This is a genomic window from Leifsonia sp. NPDC056665 (assembly GCF_042791795.1).
Taxonomy (GTDB): domain Bacteria; phylum Actinomycetota; class Actinomycetes; order Actinomycetales; family Microbacteriaceae; genus Leifsonia.
Genome location: NZ_JBHTXK010000023.1, coordinates 1 through 20,468 on the forward strand (window position 1 = coordinate 1; position 20,468 = coordinate 20,468).

Here is a 20,468-nt window from a genome sequence, read left to right on the forward strand (position 1 = left end):
GGTCGCGGACGTCGCCCGCGACCGGCCGGCGATCACTTCGCCTTCGTGAGGTGGGTGAGGATCAGCAGCGAGTTCTCGGTCCAGGTGGCCGGGGTCGCGTACGGGTCGCTCTCGCTCGGCCAGCCGGTGAAGCTCTTGTCGCTGAACAGGCCCCACAGGCCGCCGTAGAACATGCTGATGACGGGCATCTTGTTGTACATGACCTCCTGAAGCTGGTCGATGTACTTCTTCTGGTCGCTCGTCGAGGTGGCCGAGCGGAGCTGCTGCAGCAGGCTGTCCGCCTGCGGGTCGCTGAACCGCTCGAAGTTGCCGGACGCCGACGTGCCGACCGGCTTGACGAAACTGCTGCTCATCAGGGTGTTGAAGTCCTGGTAGACGCTGCCGGCGCCGCCGAACGCGCCCATCAGGAGCTGGAAGTCGCCGTTGTTCTGCGCCTGGGTGTAGGCGGCAGGCTGCGGCTGGTCGATCGTGACGGTGATCCCGATCGCCTGCAGCTGCTGCTGGACGGCCTGCACGCCGCGCAGCCAGTCGGTGTAGCCGTTCGGCGTGGTGATCGTGAGCTGGAGCGGCTGACCGGCGGCGTCGACGAGCTTGCCGCCCTTCTGCGTGTAGCCCGCCTTGGCGAACGACGCGAGAGCCTTCTGGGTGTCCTGCGAGATCATGCCCTGGTTCGGCAGCGAGGAGTTCAGCCACGGCTGCGCGTTCGGCAGCAGGAGGCCGTTCTGGCCGGCGGCCTTCACGTAGCCCTCCTCGGCGTCCTGCGCGATCTTGTCGCGGTCGAGGGAGTAGCTGAGGCCCGTCCGGAAGTCCAGGTTGTTGAACGGGGCCTTGGTCAGGTTCGGCATCAGCGAGATTGTGCCGCCGGGCGGGAACCAGTACTTGTTGTGCTGCTTGTTCGCGCCGACCCAGGTCTTGTCCACGTTGTCGATGAACGAGTAGGCCCAGTCGTAGCCGCCCTTGACGAGCTGGAGGCCGGTGTTGGAGGCCGGCAGCACCAGCTTCTCCGCCGCGACCTTGTCAGCCTGCCAGTACGTGTTGTTCTTCACCATCGTGTACTGGTTCGGAGCGAAGGTGCCGACCGTGTACGGGCCGGTGGCGACCGGCTTCTCGTTGGCCCAGGTCACCGGGTCCTTCACGGACTTCCAGATGTGCTGGGGCACGATGATCTGCTGGTCGATGATGCCGGCGGCCGGGACGTTCGCGGCCTTGAGGTGGAACGTCACCGTGTTGCCCGACGTGCTGATCGTGTCGATGTTCTGCCACTGGCCGAGCAGGTCGAGCGCGGAGGTCTTCTTGATGAGGTCGAAGGTGTAGACGACGTCCGCCGCGGTGAACGCCGTGCCGTCCGACCACTTCACGCCCTGGCGGATCGTGTACTGGATCGTCTTCGGGTCGACGACCTTGTCGCCCGTCGCGAGGAACGGCGTGGCCTTGCCGTCGATGGAGTTGACCACCTGGAGGGGCTCGTACATGTAGTGCGCGCCGGTCCGCGTGTTCGGCGAGAACGGGTTGAAGTTGCGTACGAACGTCGGGTTTCCGCCGTCCGCACCGAAGAGCAGCGAGCCGCTGGCTCCCGAGTTGCTGCTCGACCCGGAGGTCTGGAGGCTGCAGGCGCTCATCGCAAGCAGTGATGCTGCGGCGGCGAGGGCGACGAGTGATCGCCGGAGGCGCGTTCTGGACTTTTTCATCGGGGGTTGTCCCTTCAGTCGACGATGACTTGGTGCGTGCGCCACTGTAAGCGCATACGAAAGGTCTTTCAACCCCACCCGAAACAAGTTTCCTCGTGCCACAATGAGATCCTGGCAACGGATTCACAGACGAACTCGGGGGGAAACGTGGCGAGAAAACCGACGGTGTATGATGTCGCCGCGCACGCGGGAGTGTCCATCGCGACGGTGTCCCGCGTCCTCACCCGACCCTCCGATGTACGCGCTTCCACTCAGGAGCGGGTGCTCGCCGCAGTGCGCGAGCTCCGGTACGTGCCGAGCGGCAGCGCCCGCGGTCTCGCGGCCCGCCGCACCGGAGTGCTCGGGCTGTTCCTGCCCGGCGTCGACGCGGTCCAGGACCTCAGCGACCCGGAGGTCAGCGACACCGGCACGGTGGAGATCCGGCGCGACCCCGCCAAGCCCGACCACGGCAACGCGGCCAACCTGTACTTCGAGGAGGTGCTGCGCGGCTGCGAGCTGGAGGCCTGGCGGCAGGGCTTCTCGCTGATGATCTGCGTCGGCCGCGGCCGGACGCCCGAGGGACTCGAGCTCACGCTGAACGATCTCGCAGGGAAGGTCGACGGCCTCGCCGTCATCGCGCAGAGCGCACCGGACGACGTCCTGAGGCGGATCGGCGACACCATCCCGGTCGTCTACCTCGCCGGGCAGCGCCGCGGCGACCACTTCGACCACATCACCGTGCACAACCGGGAGGGCATGCGCGCCCTCACCGAGCACCTGATCGACGACCACGGCATCCGCGACCCCGTGTACCTCACCGGTCCGTTCGACTCCCCCGACGACGCCGAGCGCTACGGCGGCTTCGCGGACGCGCTGGAGGGCCGCGGCATCAACCCGACCGCGCTCCCGGTGCTGCACGGCGAGTTCTCCCGCGAGCGCGCCCGCGCCGTCGCCGAGGACCTGATCGCTCGCGGCCGCCTCCCCCGCGCCCTGGTCTGCGCCAACGACCAGATGGCCCTCGGCGTCTTGGACGCACTGCGCACGGCCGGCGTGCGCGTCCCGGAGGACGTCATCGTCACCGGCTTCGACGGCATCGACGAGGGCGCCAGCTCCGAGCCGCGGCTGACGACGGTGATGCAGCCGATGCTGGAGCTCGGCCGCGCGGCGGTGCGCGCGATGGTCGCCCGGCTCACCGACCCCGACCTGGAGCCGGTCAGCACGGAGCTGCCGGTGACGGTGCTGCTGCGGGAGAGCTGCGAGGGGCCGCTGGGCTGAACGGCGGTCCGGATCGGGTCGCCCGATCCTTCTGCGCCTGGCGTACGGTGCTGCCATGAGCGGGAGGGCCCTGGCCGCGGCGTGCGCGCTCGCCGGCGTGCTCGTCCTCGCCGGGTGCGCGCCTGGCGTCGCGCCCTCGCCGACGCCGACGGGCGCGCCCGCCACGACCCCGTCCTCCACGCGCCCTGCGCCCTCCACCCCGCCGGCCGCCGTCGCGACCGCGATCCAGCACATCGTCGTCATCGTGGACGAGAACAAGCCGGCCGGATCCGTCATCGGCGATCCGCAAGCCCCCTACCTGACCTCGCTCGCGCAGGCCGGGGCGCTCGCCACCGCGTACTCCGCGATCACGCACCCGAGCCTCCCGAACTACCTGGCGCTCACGAGCGGCACGACCGCGGGGATCACGACCGACTGCAACCCTCCCGGCGGCTCGTGCCTGGTCACCGGCCCGAACCTCGCCGAGGAGCTGGATCGCGCCGGCCGCTCCTGGCGGATGTACGCAGAGAGCATGCCGTCGCCGTGCACGACGGCGAACACGAGCGTGTACGCCGTGAAGCACAACCCATTCCTGTACTTCCCAGGCGTGACGGACTCCTCCTCTTACTGCGCCGCGCACGACGTCCCGTACTCGCGCTTCGCCGGCGACCTCGCGTCGGCGCTCCCGGCGTTCTCCTTCATCAGCCCGAACCTCTGCGACGACATGCACGACTGCTCGGTCGCGGCGGGCGACGCCTGGCTCCGCGCGAACGTCCCGCCGATCCTGGCGTCCCCGGCGTTCACGACGCAGCGCTCGCTGCTGGTGGTGACGTTCGACGAGGGCGACGCGTCGGACAACGTCGTCGCGTGCGTGTTCGCCGGGTCGGCGGCGCGAGCGCACACCGTCGTCGCGACGCCGTTCACGCACTATTCGCTGCTGCGCACGATCGAGGAGGCCTGGGGGCTCCCGCCGCTGACGAACCAGGACGCGGCGGCGGCACCGATGACAAGGATGCTGCGGTAGGGCCCGTAGCTAAAGGAGGACGTCTACCCGCGCCCACCCCGAAACAGCAGTCAAGGGAGGTGTCCGGCCCACATCCCGGCCCGATCTCCTCCGTTGCAGTCGGGCGTCGAACGTGCTTCGGTGGGACGCATGGCAGCGGTGAAGCGCGTGATCGTCTTTATCCAGGAGAACAAGACAACAGACTTCTACTTCCCCTCCCTCGCGGAGTGGGGCGCCGAGGTCGCCGACAACGGGAATCTGCGCACCAGCGCCCCCGACTTCGATCAACCCCACGACCGGAACGCGTGGGTGCACTGGGCGATGGGCGACTATCCCGCCGAGCCGATGCAGCTCGACAACGACCAGGTGATCCCCTATTACAGCTGGCTCGCCAAGAACTTCGTGTTCAGCGACCACCACTTCGGCTCCGGGTCGAACTCCACCCCCGGCCACATGCTGGCCGTCGGCGGGCAGATGCCGACGCTCAAGAACCCGCCGTTCGTGGGCGCCCACCCGGTGTGGGACCTCCCGTCGATCTTCAGCGTCGCCCAGAAGGCCGGCGTGAGCTGGGGAGCGTTCCCCGACCAGGACGGCTACCCGGTCAAGTTCTACACGACCACGTCCACCGCGCCGGGGTCGAGCGAGGTGTTCCCGCCGTCGCAGTTCATCCCGATGGCGAAGGGCGGGACGCTGCCGGACGTCTGCTACGTCTGGTCCCCCGCGGGCTACGACGAGCACCCGCCGGCGACACCCGCGCCCGACTACGTGACCAAGGGTCAGGGGCTGGTCTGGCAGCGCGTCCAAGCCGTGATCGACGGCGGCGGCTGGGACGAGACGGTCTTCATCCTGACCTGGGACGACTGGGGAGGCTACGCCGACTCGGTACCGACGCCGGCGATCGAGACGGCGCCGGACGCGCTCCACCCGGACGGCTTCCAGGTCATCGGGGGCTCGCGGATCCCGCTGCTCATGTTCGGCGGCGCCGTCAGCCAGGCGATCGACCCGGAATGGCACTCGCACGCGTCCATCCCGAAGACGATCTGCGACCTGCTCGGGCTCGGCACGTTCGGGGTGCCGCGCGTGGACGACGCCCCCTCGCTCGCCCACCTGGTGCAGCCGGGGCTCGGGAGGCCGGTGCCGCCGGCTCCCGGCAGCACGATCACCCAGCCGGCCCCGCCGAGCCCGCGGCCGACGCCGGTGGCGCCCAAGCCGTGGCCGGGGCCGTTGGGGCAGCCGCTGCCGGCGCTGGTGACGCTCGACGGCAGCACGGTGCCGGCGCCGCTCGACGGGAAGGTGAACCCGAAGCCGCCGAAGGCGCCGGTCGCGCCGCCGGCGTGAGGCTTAAGCGGGCATAGTGCGGGGCGGGCGATCCAAGCGTGCCGCATCAGAGGTCAACGCTCACCCCGGTCCTTCGGACTCCCTGACATCCACAAATACGTCGCACTGACTGCGGGAACTGTTGTTCCACCGACGAGAAGCCAGGACGGCGTGACGATTCCGAAGCCGGCGAGAACCCCCGCGGTCGCACCGAATACGGCTGCCACGGAATAGAGTGCCACGATCATCCAACGCGAGTATCTGACCATCGCGATATCCACCATCCTGCAACTCGGCGGGCGCAGCGTGCGCCCAGCGTCAGCGCAACGCTAACCGACGCCACTCACACGCTCGGGGATTTACGACCACGCGTATGCCAGGTACCGCCCCGGTTTCCCCGGCTCGAGGTACTCGAACCGGCGGGCGAGACCGGCCTCCTCGATCAGCCCCACCTGCTGGACGAACTGCTCGTTCGTCACGAACACGGTCCGCTCGACCGCCCACTCGTCGGCGAACCAGGCCCGCAGGGCGGCGAGCAGGCGGGCGTCCAGCCCGTCCGCCATGCGCGAGCGGCGCACCCAGAAGAAGACGACGGCCTCCACGTAGGCCCAGGCGTCGTCGCCGAGCGCCGTCACGGTCGAGGCCGCCAGGAACTTCGCGCTCGTGTCGAACACGTACACGCAGCCCAGGCACTCGGTGTCGCCCGGGTCGCGCACGGTGTAGGTGAAGGCCTTGTGCTCGCGGTGCCGCTGCTCCAGGCCGGCCAGGTCCTCGCGGTTCGCCGCGACGGTGAAGTCGTCGGCCGGCCAGGAGGACTGTTCCCAGAGCCGCAGCTCGTCGCGCGTCTCCATCAGGGCCGCGTGGTCGTCAGGCGCGTCGTCCGCGGTGATCGGGCGCAGGACGAGCTCCGCCGTCCGCAGGCCGGACGGGATCGGCACGGCCGGGTCGGTCAGCCGCACGCGGTCAGCCCGCCGTCCGGCAGACCAGCACGGTCATCCGCTTGCGCCGGGTGAAGCCCAGCCGCTCGTACACCGCGACCGCCCGCTCGTTCACGGTCTCGACGTGCAGGAACGGCCGCTCGCCGCGGTCGAGGATGCCGCGCATGACGGCGAGCATGACCTGGACCGCGAAGCCGCGGCCGCGCCACTCCGGGTCGGAGCAGACCGCGCTGACCTCGCACCAGCCGTCGGGGCGCATCCGCTGGCCGGCCATCGCGGCGAGGCGGTCGCCGACGCGGACGCCGTGGTAGCCGCCGAAGTCGATCGTGCGCGGGAGGAACGGGCCGGGCCTGGTGCGCTCGACCAGGTCGAGCGCCTCCGCCACGTCGCCCTCCCCGAGCGGGACGAGGCGCGCGTCGTCGCCGAGCGCGGGCGGCGCGGGGAGGTGAGCGCCCTCGAACACATACTGGTAGCAGTCGTACCCGGCGACGGCCTCCCACCCCTCCGGCGCCGTGTCGGCGAACACGCCCAGCGTCGCGCCCGGCCCGACGAGCGCGGCCAGGCGGCCCCAGTCCGCGACGCTGCCCCGGTCGGCGACGGACGCGAACGGCGACATCTCCGCCGGGTAGCGGCGGGCGCGGTCGTCCCCGAGCGCGAGGGCGGCGTGCGGACCGGTGAGGGCGTTCCAGGCGGGGTCGTCGAGCACGTGCATCCCCTCAGCCTCGCACACGCCTGCCCACGGAGGCGTACTGTCTGGGTCAGCGTCGCGCCGCCCGAGCACGACGCGAAAGGGAGACGGATGAGCAGGGCCGCGATCGTGGTCAACCCGGTGAAGACCGACCCGGAACGGCTGCGGGAGGCCCTCGCGGCCGCCGAGCGCCGCCACGGCTGGGAGGACACCCTCTGGCTGGAGACGACCGAAGACGACCCGGGCACGGGCCAGACCCGCCAGGCGCTGGAACAGGGTGTGGACGTGGTGATCGCGGCAGGCGGCGACGGCACCGTGCGCACGGTCGCCGAGGAGCTGCGCGGCGGCGACACCGCCCTGGCGCTGTTGCCCTCCGGCACCGGCAACCTCCTCGCCCGCAACCTCTCGCTGACCCTGGACGACGTCGAGCACGCCCTCGACACCGCGTTCGACGGCGCCGACCGGGCGATCGACGTCGGTCTCGCCGAGCTGCGCGACGGCCGCGACGGCACCGAGAGCCGCGCCTTCCTGGTCATGGCCGGGCTCGGGATCGACGCCAAGATGATCGCGGCGACCGACGACGACCTCAAGGCCAAGGCGGGATGGGTCGCGTACGTGGAGGCGATGGGCCGGGTGCTGCGCGACAAGAACGAGCTCCGGCTGCGGTACCAGCTCGACGGCGGCCACACGCACACCGTGCGCGCGCACACTCTCATGGTCGGCAACTGCGGGTCGCTGCAGGCGGACATCATGCTGCTCCCGGACGCGGCGGTGGACGACGGCATCCTCGATATCGTGGTGCTCCGGCCGGAGAGCATCCTGGGCTGGGCCCGCATCGTCGTCAAGATCTTCTGGGAGAACGGCGTGCTGCGCCGCACCAGCGTCGGCCGCCGCTTCATGCGCGACGACCGCGAGGTGCACGCGATGAACTACCTCAAGGGCAAGGAGCTCGTGCTGAGCTCCAGCCGCCCGGAGCAGGTCGAGTTGGACGGCGACCTCTTCGGGGAGGTGACCTCGATGCGCGTCCGGGTCGATCCCGGCGCGCTGCGGGTGCGCGTTCCCCGCGAGTGAGCGGCGCCCGCCCGGTGACGCGGGCGGCGGACGGACGTATGCTGATGGTCCCCGTAGCTACGGGTATGGGGAAAACACGCCAGAGCCCGGCCGAGCGATCGGTCGGGCTCTGGTGCGTCCGGGCCCTGCTGCGTTCGGACTAGGCAGCTCCGCTGAGCGCCTTGGCCTTGAGCGCCTCGAACTCGGCCGGCGTGATCGTGCCGGCGTCGAGGAGCTGCTTGCCCGACTCGATCTCCGCGGCGGGGGAGGTCGTCCCCGTCCCCGCCACGGAACGGATGTAGTCCGCCGATTCGGCTTGGGCCTGCATCGAGCCCGCCGCGCTGCGCTGTGCCATGCGACCGCCACGGGCGATCAGGTAGATGAAGGCGGCCAGGAACGGCACCACCACCAGGAAGACGCACCAGAGCGCCTTGGCCCAGCCGTTGAGCTCTGGGTCGCGGAAGAGGTCGATGAACACCCGGATGAAGATCGTGATGCACACGAACACCAGGTAGAACCAGAACGACCAGACGAGGAAATCCCAGAAAGTCACGGCGACTCCGATCGGTTGACGAGAACGATGATCGCCTCGTGTGGCCGAACGGTACGACGCCGCGCCCCGGCTCGGCAAGAGGTCAAATCCGGCCGCGGAGGCCCGCCGAAAACCCGCTGTTGCCAAGTGCACTTTTTGGAGGCATCATGCAGCCGAAGGCACCACCGCGAGCCAACGAGTCGAGCGACGATGCCTGACCTGAGTTCGCGCGCGGCCGCCGGATTCCCGCTGTTACGGGGGTTTCCGCGGACGTACCGGGGTCGCGCGCGAACGCTCGTCCGAGCAGTGGTGGGTACCATGCGACGCATGCCCATCACACTCGACAACGTCGGCATCGCCGTCCGCGACCTGGAGGCCACGATCGCCTTCTTCACCGACCTCGGACTGGAGGTCGTCGGCCGCGACACGGTCAGCGGCGAGTGGACGGACACCGCCGTGGGGCTCGACGGAAACCACGCGAACATCGCGATGTTGCAGACCCCGGACGGCCAGGGCCGCCTGGAGCTGTTCGAGTACCTCCACCCCGACGCGATCGAGACCGAGCCGACCCTCCCGAATGAGATCGGCATGCACCGCATCGCGTTCCAGGTCGACGACATCCAGCAGGCTCTCGAGGTCGCGGCCCGGCACGGGTGCCACCCGCTCCGCGGCGTGGCCAACTACGGCGACATCTACAAGCTGACCTACCTCCGTGGCCCCAGCGGCATCCTCGTCATGCTCGCCCAGGACCTCACACGAACCGAGACGTGAGTAATCGCGGGAATCGGCCGGTGGATTCCCGCGATTAGTCACATCTCGCCGGTCAGTTGCCTGCTTGGAGGGCGGCGATCTGGGCTCGGGCGGCCTGGATGAGCTCCTCGTTGGTGTTGGCGTGGCCGGCGAGGCCCCAGCCGCCTTCGACCGCCTCGGTGAGGAGGACCCAGGTGCGCTCCGTCAGGGTGGGGTCGCCCGCGGCCTCCGCGACGATCGCGGCGAACTGCTCGACCACCGCGAGCTGCTTCGGCCGGTCGAGCGCCCCGGCGTTGGTCAGCACCTGGACGCGCACGTAGTTCGAGTCCCCGTCGACATTGGAGAGCGCTCCGTCCGGGAGCTCGTGGACGAAGGCGGCGGTGTTCTTGCGGAACATCGGGATGTCGGGCACCTGCTCGATCACCTTGAGGGTGTCGGCGAGGGTCCTGGCGAGCGTGTGCGGGTCGGCGAAGGTGCCGGCGGTCGCGTAGACGTCGATCATGGGCATGGGACTCATCTCCTCGGTTCCGGGGCTGCGGGTCCAGTGTGGATTATGATGAGCGTCATAGTCAAGGGTTCTCGACAGAAAGGTCCACGGATGGTCTCGGACGCGAAGGCGCGCATGATCGAGGGCGCGGCCAGGCTGCTGGCCGAGAAGGGCCTCCAGGAGACGTCGTTCTCCGAGGTGCTCGCCCTCACCGGCGCGCCGCGCGGGTCGATCTACCACCACTTCCCCGGCGGCAAGGCGAGCCTGGTCGCGCAGGCGCTCGACCTCCAGCGCGCGAGGTCGATCGCGGTCATCGAGTCGGCCCGCGGCCTGCCCGCCGTGGAGGTCGCCGCGACGTTCCTGGGGGCGTGGCGACGGCTCCTGCTGGCCTCGCACTTCACGATCGGCTGCTCGGCGGTCGCCGTCGCGGTGGCCGCGGACTCCGACGACCTGCTCGAGCAGTCCGGCGCGGTGTTCCGCGGCTGGGCCGACCTCCTCGCGGAGCTGCTGACCCTGGGCGGAGTGCCGGCCGACGCTGCGGGCGGCGCGGCCGTGACGCTCGTCGCGGGCAGCGAGGGCGGCGTCATCCTCAGCCGCGCGCAGTCCAGCATCGAGCCGTTCGAGGCGGTGGCGGGGCAGTTGATCGCGCACGTGCGGGCGCTCAGCGAACCGGGCGGCGACTGACCCGGAGCCAGGATCAGCCGAGCACCCGCTCCAGGAGGTGAGGGGCTAGGTCCGGCTCGGTCCGCAGCACGACGCGCACGTGCGCGCCTGGCCTGTCGACGGGTCCAGGACGCTGCCCGCGCAGGTCGCAGATCGTCTGGCCGCGGCCGGGCCCGCTCGTCGCGTCGACCTCCACCGGGACGGCCGGCGCGACCACAGCGCGGACGCCGCCGACGGCGAGGGCCGCCGCCAGCGGGTCGTGCAGGGCGCTGCTGCGGCGGCCGTACTCGGTGACGTAGAAGTCGAAGTAGTGGTCGAGCATCCGCCCGACCGCACTGGCCAGCGGGCCGCCCTCCTCCACCAGGCGGACCCGGTCGGCCTCCTCGAGCACGTTGTCCATCGTGGAGTCCAGCGGCACCAGGACGATCGGCCACTCCGCGGCGATCACCGCCCGCGCCGCCTCCGCGTCGTTGCCGATGTTCGCCTCGGCGACCGGCGTGATGTTGCCGGGGACGAGCGCGGCGCCGCCCATGATCGTGACCTTCGCGATCCGGCCGGGCAGCGCGGGGTCGCGCTCCAGGGCGCGGGCGAGGTTGGTGAGCGGCCCGACGGCGAGGATCTCGAGTACGCCGTCGTGCTCGTGCGACAGGCGCAGCAGCATGTCGGCCGCGTCCTCGGCGACGGGGGCGGCGGCAGCGGCCGGGAGGTCGACGCCGCCGAGGCCGTTGGCGCCGTGCACGTGCGGCGCACCGCCGTGGAACGTCCCGGCGATCGGGTGGTGCTCGCCGACCGCCACCGGCACGTCCCGCTCGGCCAGCGCCAGCAGGCGCAGCGTGTTGTCGGCCGCCTGCGCCGCGCTGACGTTGCCGCTGACCGTGCCGATGCCGGCGAGCGCGACCTCCGGGGAGCTCAGCAGATACGCGAGGGCGACGGCGTCGTCCACGCCGGTGTCGCAGTCGAAGTAGAGAGGGAAGGGCATGACAGGATTCTCCCCTGTCCGGGGCTTGCGCCGCTCGCCGACGCCCGGCGCCGCGTTCCGTGAGAGGGTGGCCTGATGTCGGTGCCCATCGTCCTGGACCTCCTCGGCACGTTCTTCTTCGCCATCTCCGGCAGCCTCCTGGCCGCGCGTCGCGGGTTCGACGTCGTCGGCTCGCTGCTGCTCGGATCGCTGACCGGGCTCGGCGGCGGCGTGATCCGGGACGTCATCCTCGGCGTGACCCCGAACGCGTTCGCCAACCCGGTCTACCTGGCTCCGCCAGTCGTGGCCGCCATCCTCGTCTACTTCCTGTCCGGCTCGGTGGCGCGGTTCCCGCGCACCCTGCTGGTGTTCGACGGCGGCGGCCTGGCGCTGTTCTGCGTCACCGGAACCGTCATCGCGCTCGAGCGCGGCGCCAATCCGGTCGCCGCGGCGGTGCTCGGCGTGACCACCGCGGTCGGCGGCGGGCTCCTCCGCGACGTCGTCGCCAACCGCGACCCGCAGCTCTTCGACCCGCACGACCTCTACGCCGTTCCGGCGATGCTCGGGGCGGCGGTCATCGCGGTGGTGTGGAGCGTGGGCGGGTACAACCCGTGGACAGAGACCGCGGCCGCCGCACTGGTGTTCGCCTTCCGGATGCTGTCGCTGCGGTTCCGCTGGCACGTGCCGCTCGCCGCGGTGTCGCGCCACACGGTCTGAGACTCAGCCCTCCGTCGAGGGGCACGTAAGCGCCCCTAAAACGGCGTTTTAGGGGCGTTTGCGTGCCCTTCGGCGCCGCGCGGGTCAGGCGTCGGCGGGGCGCTGCGCCAGGAACGACGCGAGCTGGGCGGGATCCGGGTACGACGCCTGGGCGCCGGGATGCGCGGCCGCGTAGCCGCCGACACCGACCGCGAACCGTGCGGCGTCCACCAGCGCGTCGCCCTCCGCCAGCCGGACGAGCAGCGACCCCATGAAGGCGTCGCCCGCGCCCGTCGTGTCGACCGCCGTGACCCGCACCGCGGCCACGTGCGCGGGCTCCGCGTCGCCGTCCACGATGAGGCAGCCGTCGGCCCCGCGGGTGACGACGGCGCGGGCGATCCCGAGCGCGGCGAACCCGTCGCGCACGGCGGCCGGGGCGGACGCGACCGCGCCCTCCGCCAGGCCGAGCAGCGCCTCCGCCTCGCCCTCGTTGACGAGCAGGACATCGGCGAGCGGGACGAGGTCGCGCGCCGCCTCCCCGAACGGCGACGGGTTGAGCACGACCGTCGCGCCGGCTGCGCGGGCGCGCTCGGCGGCCGCCCGCACGGTCGCGGCCGGCACCTCCAGGCAGAGGCCGAGCACGGCCGCGCCGTCGAAGACGCTGTCCGCGAGGTCGCCGGGAGCGAGCGAGCCGTTGGCGCCGGCGGAGACCACGATCGTGTTCTCGCCGTCCGCGGCCACGGTGATGAGCGCCGTGCCGGTCGCCACGCCGTCCCGGACGGTCACGTGGGAGGTGTCCACGCCCGCTGCGGCCACCGCCGAGCGCAGCAGCTCGCCGTTCGCGTCCGCGCCGACCGCGCCGACCATCGCGACGTCGCCGCCGATCCGGCCGGCGGCGACGGCCTGGTTGGCGCCCTTGCCGCCTGCGCCGACCAGCAGGTCGCCTCCGGAGACGGTCTCGCCCGCGCGGGGGAAGCGCTCGGTGCGCACGACCAGGTCGGCGTTCAGCGACCCGACGACGACGATCCTGCCGGTGCTCATCGCCGGGCCTCCTGCGCCACCTCGGCCGAGGCGGGGCGCGGGATCAGGAACGACACGGCGAGCGCAGCGGCCGTGATGACAGCTCCGAGGATCATCCCCGCAGAGTATCCGGTCGTCGAGTGTCCCGTCGCGCCTGCCGCGATCTGGATCGCGGGCAGCAGCGCGAAGCTCAGCCCGGCGCCGAGGTTGAACGCGCCCGCGTTCAGTCCGGGCAGGAAGCCGGGGTTCGCTGCGGGCGAGAGCACGATGCCCAGGCCGTTCAGCATGATGTTCGCGATGCCCGCGTACGTGATACCGAGCAGCACGGTGGCGGCGATCAGCACGGGGAGCGAGTGCACGCCCACGAACGCCATGATCAGCGTCCCGATCACGCTGCCGGCGAGGCCGATCCGGAGGATGCGGCGGTAGCCGAGCGTCGGGGCGAGTCGCCCGGCGAGCGGGCCGACCACCCAGCCGACCAGCGCGTACGGCGTGAGGAAGGCGAGCGAGGCGAGGTCGGGCGCCATCCCGAACCCGGCGTCCGGGTTCTGCGCGATGGAGGTCACCAGGCCGTTGACGACGGCGAAGACGCCGGTCATCGTCAGCAGCGTGGTGAGCAGCAGCGCCCAGGTGGACCGCGGCTTGAGCAGCGGGGTCGGGATGAGCGGCTCGCTCCGGCGGTTCTCGATGGCCCAGAACGCGGCGAACGCGAGCCCGGCGACCAGCAGCGCCCCGATGACGAGCGGCCAGTTCGCGGCGCCGAGCTTGCCCGCCTCGTTGAGGCCGGTCAGCAGCGCAGCGAGCGAGAGGGCCAGCGGGAGCACGCCCCACCAGTCCATCCGCACGCCAGCGGACGGCCGGGAATCGACGCCCCACGCGGCGAGCATGACCACGGCGACGACCGTGACGGCGGCGATCACCCAGAAGACCGAACGGAAGCCGAAGGCCGTCGCGAGCCAGCCGCCCGCGATCGCGTCGATGCCGGCGATGCCGCCGTTGACGGCGGTGAGGAGGCCCATCGCGGCGCCGTAGCGGCGCGGGTCGGAGATCTCCGAACGCAGCATGAGCAGGCAGATCGGGACGACCGGCCCGGCGACGCCCTGCACGATGCGGCCGACGAAGAGCATCTCCACGTTGACGGCGAGCGCGGCGATCACACTTCCGGCGAACATGACCGCGAGCATCCCGAGCAGGACGCGCTTGCGGCCGACGATGTCGCTGAGCCGCGGCAGGAACAGCGAGAACACCGCGGCGACCGTGAAGAACAGGGTCTGCGACAGGCCGATGGTGGCGTCGTCGCTGTGCAGCTCGCGCGCCATCGTCACGAGGACGGGGCTGAGCATGCTCGCGTTGAGCTGGAACGCGACGCAGGCGGCGAGCAGGGCCGCGGTGAGGGCGGCGATGCGGACCGGGCGGCCGGTCGGGGCGGAGGTGACGACGGGGGCGGTCACGCGACGGCCTCCGGGTCGCCGATGCGCTCCAGCGCGTCCACGACCAGACCCCAGAACCGGTCGCGGTCGAGCTCCAGGGCGGCCCAGGTCACGCAGTCGTCCGGCACCGGCCCGCGGCGGTCGGCCACGGTCATCCCGGTGGTCAGGCGCCCCTGGGTCTCGATCGCGATGGGCATCCGCTCTGCGCGCACGATCGTGGGGTCGATCACGTAAGCGACCGCGCACGGGTCGTGGACGGGCGGGCTGTCGAAGCCCTGCGCCTCCGAGTAGGTGCGGCCGAAGAAGTCGAGCAGCTCGCCGACGAAGCGCGCGGGGGCGGTGCCGACGGCGGCGATGCTCTCGCGGACCTCCGGTGTCGCGAGCGCCTGGTGCGTCAGGTCGAGGCCGACCATCACGACCTTCCAGCCGGCGCTGAAGACGATGTCCGCGGCCTCCGGGTCGATCACGATGTTGAACTCGGCGACCGGGCTCCAGTTGCCGACGTGGACGCCGCCGCCCATGAGGACGACCTGCTTGACGCGCTCCACGATCCGCGGCTCGCGACGGACGGCGAGCGCGATGTTGGTCAGCGCGCCGGTCGGGACGAGCGTGACGGTGCCCGGCTCGTGCGCCATCACCGTCTCCACGATGAGGTCGACCGCGTGCCGCGCGTCGAGCTCGATCAGCGGCTCGGGGAGGACGGGCCCGTCGAGGCCGGACTCGCCGTGGATGGACGGCGCGACCTCGACCGGCCGCACCAGCGGTCGGTCGGCGCCTGCCGCGAACGGGACGCCGACGATCCCGGCGACGCGCGCGACGGACAGCGCGTTGCGGGTGACCTTGTCGAGGGTCTGGTTGCCGGCGACGGTCGTCACGGCGAGCAGCTCGATCTCCGGGTTTCCGTGGGCGAGCATGAGCGCGATCGCGTCGTCGTGACCGGGATCGCAGTCGAGGATGATCTTCTCCATCGGGTGGAGCCTCCGCTTCTTCGGGGAACGTAAAACGTTTGACACGATAAACCTAAAGCGCTTGACGCGCAACCGGAGCCGCCCTCGGTATCATGGGCGGGTGTCGACGCCGCCCCCTCCCCCGCCGCGCAAGCGGGTGACCGCGGCGATGGTCGCGGAGCGCGCGGGCACGAGCATCGCGGCCGTGTCCCTCGTGGTCAACGGCAAGCACCGCGGCCGCATCTCCGACGAGAACGCGGAGCGCGTCCGCGCCGCCGTCCGGGAGCTCGGCTACGTGGTCGACAGCACCGCGAGCGCGCTGGCCCGCGGCACGAGCGACGTGGTCGTGATGCTCGCCCCCGACCTCCCGAACCCGTTCTTCGGCCGGGTGATCAACGCGGTGCAGGAGACCCTCGGCGCGCGCTTCCAGCTCCTGCTCTTCGCGTCGCCGACCGGCGAGCAGCCGACCGTCGCCGACGTCCACCGGCTCGCCGCGCTGCGACCGGCGGGCCTGCTCGTGTCGGCTCCGACGGTGGCGTTCCTGGACGACGCCCCCGCGGGGGTGCCGCTCGTCCTACTGGACGCGCCCGGCCTCCAGGACCGCGCGCCGACGGTCAACTACGACCTCGCCTCCGGCGTCCGCGCGCTGATCGCGCACCTCGCCGACCGCGGCCACACCACGATCGGCTACCTGGACGGCTCCACCCCGGCCGCGACCTACGAGCTGCGCCGCACCCTGCTGGAGGAGGAGGCCACGCGGCGCGGGATGACGCTGCTCACCACGCCGCAGGTCCGCAGCCGCCCGGACATCGCCGAGGCGATGGCCGCGACCGAGGCCGCCCTCCCCGGCTGGCGGGCCGCCGGCGCCACCGCGGTGATCGCGGCCTCCGACACCCTCGCCCACGGCATTCTCGCCGCGTGCGCGCGGGCGGGCCTGCGTGTCCCGGAGGACATCGCGGTCGCGGGCTTCGACGACCTCCCCGCCTCGTCCGTCACGGCCCCTGCGCTGACCAGCGTCGCCCTGCCGGGCGACCTGCTCGGCTCGGTCGCGGCGCGCCTCCTGCTGTCGCTCATCGAGGGCGGCGACGCACCGGAGATCCACGAGCTCCCGGCCGAGCTCGTCGTGCGCGCGTCGACCGGCTGACCGCACGCCGGCCAGAGCTTCGGCGGCTGATGGCGGCTCAGAACCGCGCCAGGCCGCTCAGAACCGCGCGAACCAGGCGCGCCGTGCGGGCGGCCTTCCGGAGCTGGGCCTTGCCCTCCGCCACCGCGCTCACGGGGTGGTCCTAGGCCTCCTGAACGCTGCGCAGCACCGTCCAGCCGTCGCCCGGGGCGATGGTGAGCTCGCCGTCGTCCTCCGGGGAGTGCGCGAAGAACACGGCGGAGCCCGACTGCTCGCCCGGACCGCCGTAGGTGGAGAGCAGGTCGTCGCCGGAGGGCGAACGGAGGACGTAGGCGCGTTTCGGGAGCAGCTCGCTCCAGTCGGTCACGACCTCGTCTGCATCGTCGGTCATGCGCGGCGCAGCCAGCCGAAGAGCCCCGTCTTCTGCGGCCGGAACCAGTTCGCGTAGACAGCGAGCTTGGCCTCGGCGAGAACGGTGAACGCGCCGAGCGTCCGGCCGTCGCCGGCCGAGGCGATGAAGCCGGAGTCCGTCTGCTCGATCATGCCGAGGTAGGCGGACGGGGTCTCGCCGACCCAGAGCCCCGGCACCGGCTGGTGCCACGCGAGGTGCTCGCTCTGGCCGGAGCGGTGCGGAAGCGGTCGTGCCGCCTTAACCGCGATCGTCATGGCATTCCCTTCGGCCGGACTGGTGCAGTGAGTCTGGTGCAGTGAGTGATGAATTACCTAGAGCTTCTAGCTATTCACCCGTCTCAGCAAGTTTTGCCTGGGGGCTTGATTCGCATCCTTCGCCCTGATAGCGGCGTGGCAATCGAACATCTAGAAGTTCATGTAGCTAGACGGTCTAGCGATCCGCATCGCCGTGGATCGCCGTGTCCGAAACCGGCCATTCCGCTGTCCCGGATCGGCTTTCGAGCGCACCCGCACGGAAATTAGGTTCTTTCCATCCCGAAGCCGCCCGCCCCGCGGAGCACCCGATCCGGCACCCGATCCGGACCCCTCCGCAGCGGAGGGCGGCCCTCTCCCGAATCGTCGGGGCGGCCTCCCTTTGGCGTGCGCGGCCGTCCCCGGAAGGAACCGCCATGCGCCCGTACGCAGACACCACCGTCGACGACGAGCTCGTCGCCCGCAGCCGGGAAGGCGACAACGCAGCGTTCGCCGAGCTCTGGCGCCGCCACTCCGCCGCCGGGCGCCGGTTCGCGGCCTCCGTGACCTCCGCCTTCGACGCCGACGACCTCGTGGCGGAGGCGTTCGCCCGGATCTTCCGGGCGCTCCGGAACGGCAACGGCCCGGTCCGCGGCTTCCGCGCCTACCTGTACACCACGATCCGGAACGCGGCCGCCGGGTGGGGTTCCGCCCGGCACGAGGTCGCCGTCGAGGACCCGGGCGAGTACCGCGAGGAGCCGTGGACCGACGACCACCAGGACGTGGTCTGGGAGCGCTCGCGCGTCGCCGCTGCGCTCGGCTCGCTGCCGGAGCGGTGGCGCAGCGCCCTCTGGTACAGCGAGGTGGAGCAGCTCACTCCGAAGGAGGTCGCCCGCATGCTGGGCATCTCTCCGAACGCGGCCGCCGCCCTGACCTACCGGGCGCGCGAGGGCCTGCGCCGCGCGTGGGTCGCCCAGCTCGCCGCCTGAGCGGCCGGGGCGGCCCTTCCGGATCTCCTCGTCCCAGGGTCTTGCGCGATCGAATGTATGCGCATACGGTTCGCGGGGTGATCGCTCTGCGGGAGTGCGTTCCCGTGCGAGCAGTTGTCGACGATGACACGAAACGGAGACCGTCCCATGACCAGATCCCATCCGCCGCGGCGTTCGCGCCGCGCCACCGCGATCGTGCGGGCCGGTGCAGCTGCGGTCCTCGCCGTCGCGTCGCTCGCGACCGCGCAGACCGCGTTCGCGACGACGGCGCCCGGCACACCGAGCCCCGGCACACCGAGCGCAGCCGCCCAGGGCATGCAGGGAATGAGCGCTCAGGCGGCGCTCACCCCGGCCCAGAAGGCGAGCCTCCTCCAGGTCGCGAAAGACACCTGGACGTTCTTCCAGAACGACACCGACCCCACCACCCACCTCCCGCTCGACAACCTCGGGCCGGGCGCCACCAGGGGGCAGTACACCTCCGCCGCGAACATCGGCACCTACCTGGAGGCCGTCGTCTCCGCCGGTGACCTCGGCATCATCAAGCGGCCGCAGGAGCGCGCGCTGATCTCCTCCACGCTCGACACCGTGGCCACCCTGAAGCGCTCGCACGGCTTCCTGTTCCAGTGGTACGACACCACGAACGGACACACCATCCTCAACCCGGGCGCCGCCGACTGCTCCACCGAGACGACCCCGCAGCAGGACAACTGCTCGTTCCTCTCGGCGGTCGACAACGGCTGGTACGCGTCCGGCCTGATGGTCGCGCGCCAAGCCCTCCCCGAGCTGCGTAAGCAGATCGACGCGCTCATCTCCCCGATGGACTTCTCGATCTTCTACGACAACCGGGCGCAGACCGCCTGCAACACCAACCCGGCCATCGCCGGCAATCAGCCGACCGGTCAGATGTACGGCGGCTACTACGCCGGACAGGGCCCGGCCGGCTACCACAACGGCGCGATCTACAGCGACCCGCGCATCGCGATGTACATCGGGATGGGCCTCCACCAGATGCCGGGCGACGTCTGGTGGCGCACCTGGCGCACCCTCCCGCCGAAGCAGTGCAGCACCGACCCCGACTTCTCGTGGCAGGGCCAGTGGCCCGTCGGCGGAGCCTGGCAGAAGTACACCGACCCGCAGAGCGGCAAGGTCTTCAACGTCTGGGAGGGCCACTACACCTACCCCGGCACCTCGATGACCTTCCTCCCGACCTGGGGCGGCGGCATGTTCGAGGCGATGCTCGCGAACGAGATCGTCCCGGAGACCACCTGGGGCCAGAACGGCTTCGGCCTCGCGGACGTCCGCACGGCGCAGGTGCAGGAGAAGTACGCCACTCAGACCCTCGGCTACCCGGTCTGGGGCATGTCGCCGTCGAGCACCGCTGACGACACCGGCGGCTACGGCATCTACGGCGCCACCGGCCAGAAGTTCCCGGCCGGCCAGGCGCTCGCCCAGTGCCCGGGCTGCTCGACGGAGGACGTCGTCACCCCGCACGCCTCCTTCACGGCGCTCGGCGTGATCCCGCAGGACGCGTACGCGAACATCCAGAAGCTGCGCACGCTCTACCCGGGCATCTACACGCAGGACGGCGGCTTCTACGACGCGGTCAACCCGGCCACCGGCTCGATCGGCCACCGCCGCCTCGTGCTCGACCAGTCGATGATCATGATGTCGCTCGACAACGCCCTCCAGAACGGCGCCATCCGCCAGCACTTCGCGAACGACCCCGCGTCGTGGGCGGCGAAGACGTATCTGGGAATGGAGACGATGACGCTGAAGTAACCGGAATGTGCCCCTGGTGCTCGGCGCCAGGGGCACATCTGCGCTTAGGTGTCGTGCCCGCCGGATTCGGCTTCGGCGTGCGACCGAACCCTCCACCAGAGGAGCGCCGCGCCGATGCCGACGCTTCCCAGCGCGATGGGCCAGCTCGATCCGTAAAGCGGGCCGCCGAGGATGAGCCCCGTGACGAGCAGCGCGACGACCGCACCCGCGATGGCCCCGGTCGTGAACGCGACCACTCGCTCCACTGTCTTCACGACGGGTCCATTACTGCGCCCAGCAGATGAACCCGGCGAAGGCCACCTCGACGCCGGTCGTGGTCTTTCATTGAGAAACGTTCTCCTATCTCATCATCGAGAAATGACACCACAGGTATAACACCTGAGATTTCACAGGATAACCACGCATTCGCCGCGCCACAATCCGTCACGCCGCCCGCCCACCACACCCCCATTCCTCTGAGCTTCCTCAGCCGCGTTTCCCACCTGTTCACCCGATGGGGGCCCGTGAGAGGGGGACACCCTGCCTACCGTGGAGG

At 71.1% G+C, this 20,468-nt stretch carries 22 protein-coding genes; 10 read left to right on the top strand and 12 right to left on the bottom strand.

The features are described from left to right. Positions 1-32: 32 nt before the first annotated feature. Positions 33-1,688 carry an ABC transporter substrate-binding protein gene (locus tag ACFQ9V_RS17275; RefSeq protein ID WP_382460350.1) on the bottom strand — a complete coding sequence of 552 codons (1,656 nt, stop codon included), beginning with the start codon at positions 1,686-1,688 and terminating at the stop codon, positions 33-35. 165 nt (positions 1,689-1,853) lie between these two features. Here ACFQ9V_RS17275 and ACFQ9V_RS17280 point away from each other — a divergent pair, with 165 nt between their 5' ends. The 3 genes from ACFQ9V_RS17280 to ACFQ9V_RS17290 all read left to right on the top strand — a co-directional run bounded on the left by ACFQ9V_RS17280 (position 1,854) and on the right by ACFQ9V_RS17290 (position 5,262). Beyond that, positions 1,854-2,942: a LacI family DNA-binding transcriptional regulator gene (locus tag ACFQ9V_RS17280; RefSeq protein WP_382460351.1), complete on the top strand. Its 1,089-nt coding sequence runs from the start codon at positions 1,854-1,856 to the stop codon at positions 2,940-2,942. A 55-nt stretch (positions 2,943-2,997) separates the two neighbouring features. Next, the gene (locus tag ACFQ9V_RS17285) at positions 2,998-3,945 is read left to right on the top strand and encodes an alkaline phosphatase family protein (protein WP_382460352.1); all 948 of its coding nucleotides are present in this window, start codon (positions 2,998-3,000) and stop codon (positions 3,943-3,945) included. Positions 3,946-4,074: 129 nt separating this feature from the next. Beyond that, positions 4,075-5,262 carry an alkaline phosphatase family protein gene (locus tag ACFQ9V_RS17290; RefSeq protein WP_382460353.1) on the top strand — a complete coding sequence of 396 codons (1,188 nt, stop codon included), beginning with the start codon at positions 4,075-4,077 and terminating at the stop codon, positions 5,260-5,262. Positions 5,263-5,600: 338 nt separating this feature from the next. On the opposite strand, the gene ACFQ9V_RS17295 is transcribed toward ACFQ9V_RS17290, so the two are convergent. Both ACFQ9V_RS17295 and ACFQ9V_RS17300 read right to left on the bottom strand, forming a co-directional pair. Then, the gene (locus ACFQ9V_RS17295) at positions 5,601-6,200 is read right to left on the bottom strand and encodes an N-acetyltransferase (protein ID WP_382460354.1); all 600 of its coding nucleotides are present in this window, start codon (positions 6,198-6,200) and stop codon (positions 5,601-5,603) included. A gap of 4 nt (positions 6,201-6,204) precedes the next feature. Then, complete coding sequence (locus tag ACFQ9V_RS17300) at positions 6,205-6,885, bottom strand: GNAT family N-acetyltransferase (RefSeq protein ID WP_382460355.1); 681 nt, start codon at positions 6,883-6,885, stop codon at positions 6,205-6,207. A 93-nt stretch (positions 6,886-6,978) separates the two neighbouring features. On the opposite strand from ACFQ9V_RS17300, the gene ACFQ9V_RS17305 reads away from it, so the two are divergent. Next, positions 6,979-7,938 carry a diacylglycerol/lipid kinase family protein gene (locus ACFQ9V_RS17305; protein WP_382460356.1) on the top strand — a complete coding sequence of 320 codons (960 nt, stop codon included), beginning with the start codon at positions 6,979-6,981 and terminating at the stop codon, positions 7,936-7,938. A gap of 139 nt (positions 7,939-8,077) precedes the next feature. Here the strand turns inward: ACFQ9V_RS17305 and ACFQ9V_RS17310 are convergent, their stop codons facing one another. After that, entirely contained in the window at positions 8,078-8,470 is a 393-nt protein-coding gene (locus ACFQ9V_RS17310; protein ID WP_382460357.1) for an SHOCT domain-containing protein, read from the bottom strand. A 306-nt stretch (positions 8,471-8,776) separates the two neighbouring features. Here ACFQ9V_RS17310 and ACFQ9V_RS17315 point away from each other — a divergent pair, with 306 nt between their 5' ends. Beyond that, entirely contained in the window at positions 8,777-9,220 is a 444-nt protein-coding gene (locus ACFQ9V_RS17315) for a VOC family protein (protein ID WP_382460358.1), read from the top strand. A 52-nt stretch (positions 9,221-9,272) separates the two neighbouring features. Here the strand turns inward: ACFQ9V_RS17315 and ACFQ9V_RS17320 are convergent, their stop codons facing one another. Beyond that, positions 9,273-9,707, bottom strand: coding sequence for a hypothetical protein (locus tag ACFQ9V_RS17320; protein ID WP_382460359.1), 435 nt, complete (start codon positions 9,705-9,707; stop codon positions 9,273-9,275). Between the two features lie 90 nt (positions 9,708-9,797). Here ACFQ9V_RS17320 and ACFQ9V_RS17325 point away from each other — a divergent pair, with 90 nt between their 5' ends. Next, on the top strand, positions 9,798-10,370 hold the full coding sequence (locus tag ACFQ9V_RS17325; protein WP_382460360.1) for a TetR/AcrR family transcriptional regulator: 573 nt from the start codon (positions 9,798-9,800) through the stop codon (positions 10,368-10,370). A 13-nt stretch (positions 10,371-10,383) separates the two neighbouring features. Here ACFQ9V_RS17325 and ACFQ9V_RS17330 read toward each other — a convergent pair whose 3' ends face one another. Continuing rightward, on the bottom strand, positions 10,384-11,328 hold the full coding sequence (locus ACFQ9V_RS17330; protein ID WP_382460361.1) for a nucleoside hydrolase: 945 nt from the start codon (positions 11,326-11,328) through the stop codon (positions 10,384-10,386). 75 nt (positions 11,329-11,403) lie between these two features. Between ACFQ9V_RS17330 and ACFQ9V_RS17335 the strand changes: the two genes are divergently transcribed. Next, entirely contained in the window at positions 11,404-12,024 is a 621-nt protein-coding gene (locus ACFQ9V_RS17335) for a trimeric intracellular cation channel family protein (protein WP_382460362.1), read from the top strand. 84 nt (positions 12,025-12,108) lie between these two features. Here ACFQ9V_RS17335 and ACFQ9V_RS17340 read toward each other — a convergent pair whose 3' ends face one another. From ACFQ9V_RS17340 to ACFQ9V_RS17350, 3 genes are read right to left on the bottom strand one after another with little or no spacing between them, the layout of a single operon-like run. Beyond that, complete coding sequence (locus ACFQ9V_RS17340; RefSeq protein ID WP_382460363.1) at positions 12,109-13,044, bottom strand: ribokinase; 936 nt, start codon at positions 13,042-13,044, stop codon at positions 12,109-12,111. Further along, the gene (locus ACFQ9V_RS17345; protein WP_382460364.1) at positions 13,041-14,474 is read right to left on the bottom strand and encodes an MFS transporter; all 1,434 of its coding nucleotides are present in this window, start codon (positions 14,472-14,474) and stop codon (positions 13,041-13,043) included. The genes ACFQ9V_RS17340 and ACFQ9V_RS17345 overlap by 4 nt, the downstream gene beginning before the upstream one ends. Continuing rightward, positions 14,471-15,421: a nucleoside hydrolase gene (locus tag ACFQ9V_RS17350; RefSeq protein WP_382460365.1), complete on the bottom strand. Its 951-nt coding sequence runs from the start codon at positions 15,419-15,421 to the stop codon at positions 14,471-14,473. The genes ACFQ9V_RS17345 and ACFQ9V_RS17350 overlap by 4 nt, the downstream gene beginning before the upstream one ends. A 100-nt stretch (positions 15,422-15,521) precedes the next feature. Between ACFQ9V_RS17350 and ACFQ9V_RS17355 the strand changes: the two genes are divergently transcribed. Then, on the top strand, positions 15,522-16,544 hold the full coding sequence (locus tag ACFQ9V_RS17355; protein WP_382460366.1) for a LacI family DNA-binding transcriptional regulator: 1,023 nt from the start codon (positions 15,522-15,524) through the stop codon (positions 16,542-16,544). A gap of 142 nt (positions 16,545-16,686) precedes the next feature. On the opposite strand, the gene ACFQ9V_RS17360 is transcribed toward ACFQ9V_RS17355, so the two are convergent. Together ACFQ9V_RS17360 and ACFQ9V_RS17365 are read right to left on the bottom strand one after the other, a co-directional pair. Continuing rightward, on the bottom strand, positions 16,687-16,914 hold the full coding sequence (locus ACFQ9V_RS17360; protein WP_382460367.1) for a hypothetical protein: 228 nt from the start codon (positions 16,912-16,914) through the stop codon (positions 16,687-16,689). Next, the gene (locus ACFQ9V_RS17365; protein ID WP_382460368.1) at positions 16,911-17,189 is read right to left on the bottom strand and encodes a hypothetical protein; all 279 of its coding nucleotides are present in this window, start codon (positions 17,187-17,189) and stop codon (positions 16,911-16,913) included. Before ACFQ9V_RS17365 ends, ACFQ9V_RS17360 begins: the two co-directional genes overlap by 4 nt. Before the next feature lie 413 nt (positions 17,190-17,602). On the opposite strand from ACFQ9V_RS17365, the gene ACFQ9V_RS17370 reads away from it, so the two are divergent. Next, complete coding sequence (locus tag ACFQ9V_RS17370) at positions 17,603-18,154, top strand: RNA polymerase sigma factor (protein ID WP_382460369.1); 552 nt, start codon at positions 17,603-17,605, stop codon at positions 18,152-18,154. Between the two features lie 147 nt (positions 18,155-18,301). Continuing rightward, complete coding sequence (locus tag ACFQ9V_RS17375; protein ID WP_382460370.1) at positions 18,302-19,933, top strand: glucoamylase family protein; 1,632 nt, start codon at positions 18,302-18,304, stop codon at positions 19,931-19,933. Between the two features lie 44 nt (positions 19,934-19,977). Here the strand turns inward: ACFQ9V_RS17375 and ACFQ9V_RS17380 are convergent, their stop codons facing one another. Continuing rightward, positions 19,978-20,187 carry a hypothetical protein gene (locus ACFQ9V_RS17380; RefSeq protein WP_382460371.1) on the bottom strand — a complete coding sequence of 70 codons (210 nt, stop codon included), beginning with the start codon at positions 20,185-20,187 and terminating at the stop codon, positions 19,978-19,980. Positions 20,188-20,468: the final 281 nt, after the last annotated feature.

Excerpts from the sequence above, each read along its gene's own strand:
- ACFQ9V_RS17365 (WP_382460368.1), bottom strand. The coding sequence starts at position 17,189 with ATGACGATCGCGGTTAAGGCGGCACGACCGCTTCCGCACCGCTCCGGC.
- ACFQ9V_RS17320 (WP_382460359.1), bottom strand. The coding sequence starts at position 9,707 with ATGCCCATGATCGACGTCTACGCGACCGCCGGCACCTTCGCCGACCCG.
- ACFQ9V_RS17330 (WP_382460361.1), bottom strand. The coding sequence starts at position 11,328 with ATGCCCTTCCCTCTCTACTTCGACTGCGACACCGGCGTGGACGACGCC.
- ACFQ9V_RS17315 (WP_382460358.1), top strand. The coding sequence starts at position 8,777 with ATGCCCATCACACTCGACAACGTCGGCATCGCCGTCCGCGACCTGGAG.
- ACFQ9V_RS17340 (WP_382460363.1), bottom strand. The coding sequence starts at position 13,044 with ATGAGCACCGGCAGGATCGTCGTCGTCGGGTCGCTGAACGCCGACCTG.
- ACFQ9V_RS17325 (WP_382460360.1), top strand. The coding sequence starts at position 9,798 with ATGGTCTCGGACGCGAAGGCGCGCATGATCGAGGGCGCGGCCAGGCTG.
- ACFQ9V_RS17275 (WP_382460350.1), bottom strand. The coding sequence starts at position 1,688 with ATGAAAAAGTCCAGAACGCGCCTCCGGCGATCACTCGTCGCCCTCGCC.
- ACFQ9V_RS17290 (WP_382460353.1), top strand. The coding sequence starts at position 4,075 with ATGGCAGCGGTGAAGCGCGTGATCGTCTTTATCCAGGAGAACAAGACA.
- ACFQ9V_RS17285 (WP_382460352.1), top strand. The coding sequence starts at position 2,998 with ATGAGCGGGAGGGCCCTGGCCGCGGCGTGCGCGCTCGCCGGCGTGCTC.
- ACFQ9V_RS17370 (WP_382460369.1), top strand. The coding sequence starts at position 17,603 with ATGCGCCCGTACGCAGACACCACCGTCGACGACGAGCTCGTCGCCCGC.
- ACFQ9V_RS17375 (WP_382460370.1), top strand. The coding sequence starts at position 18,302 with ATGACCAGATCCCATCCGCCGCGGCGTTCGCGCCGCGCCACCGCGATC.
- ACFQ9V_RS17305 (WP_382460356.1), top strand. The coding sequence starts at position 6,979 with ATGAGCAGGGCCGCGATCGTGGTCAACCCGGTGAAGACCGACCCGGAA.
- ACFQ9V_RS17335 (WP_382460362.1), top strand. The coding sequence starts at position 11,404 with ATGTCGGTGCCCATCGTCCTGGACCTCCTCGGCACGTTCTTCTTCGCC.
- ACFQ9V_RS17360 (WP_382460367.1), bottom strand. The coding sequence starts at position 16,914 with ATGACCGACGATGCAGACGAGGTCGTGACCGACTGGAGCGAGCTGCTC.
- ACFQ9V_RS17350 (WP_382460365.1), bottom strand. The coding sequence starts at position 15,421 with ATGGAGAAGATCATCCTCGACTGCGATCCCGGTCACGACGACGCGATC.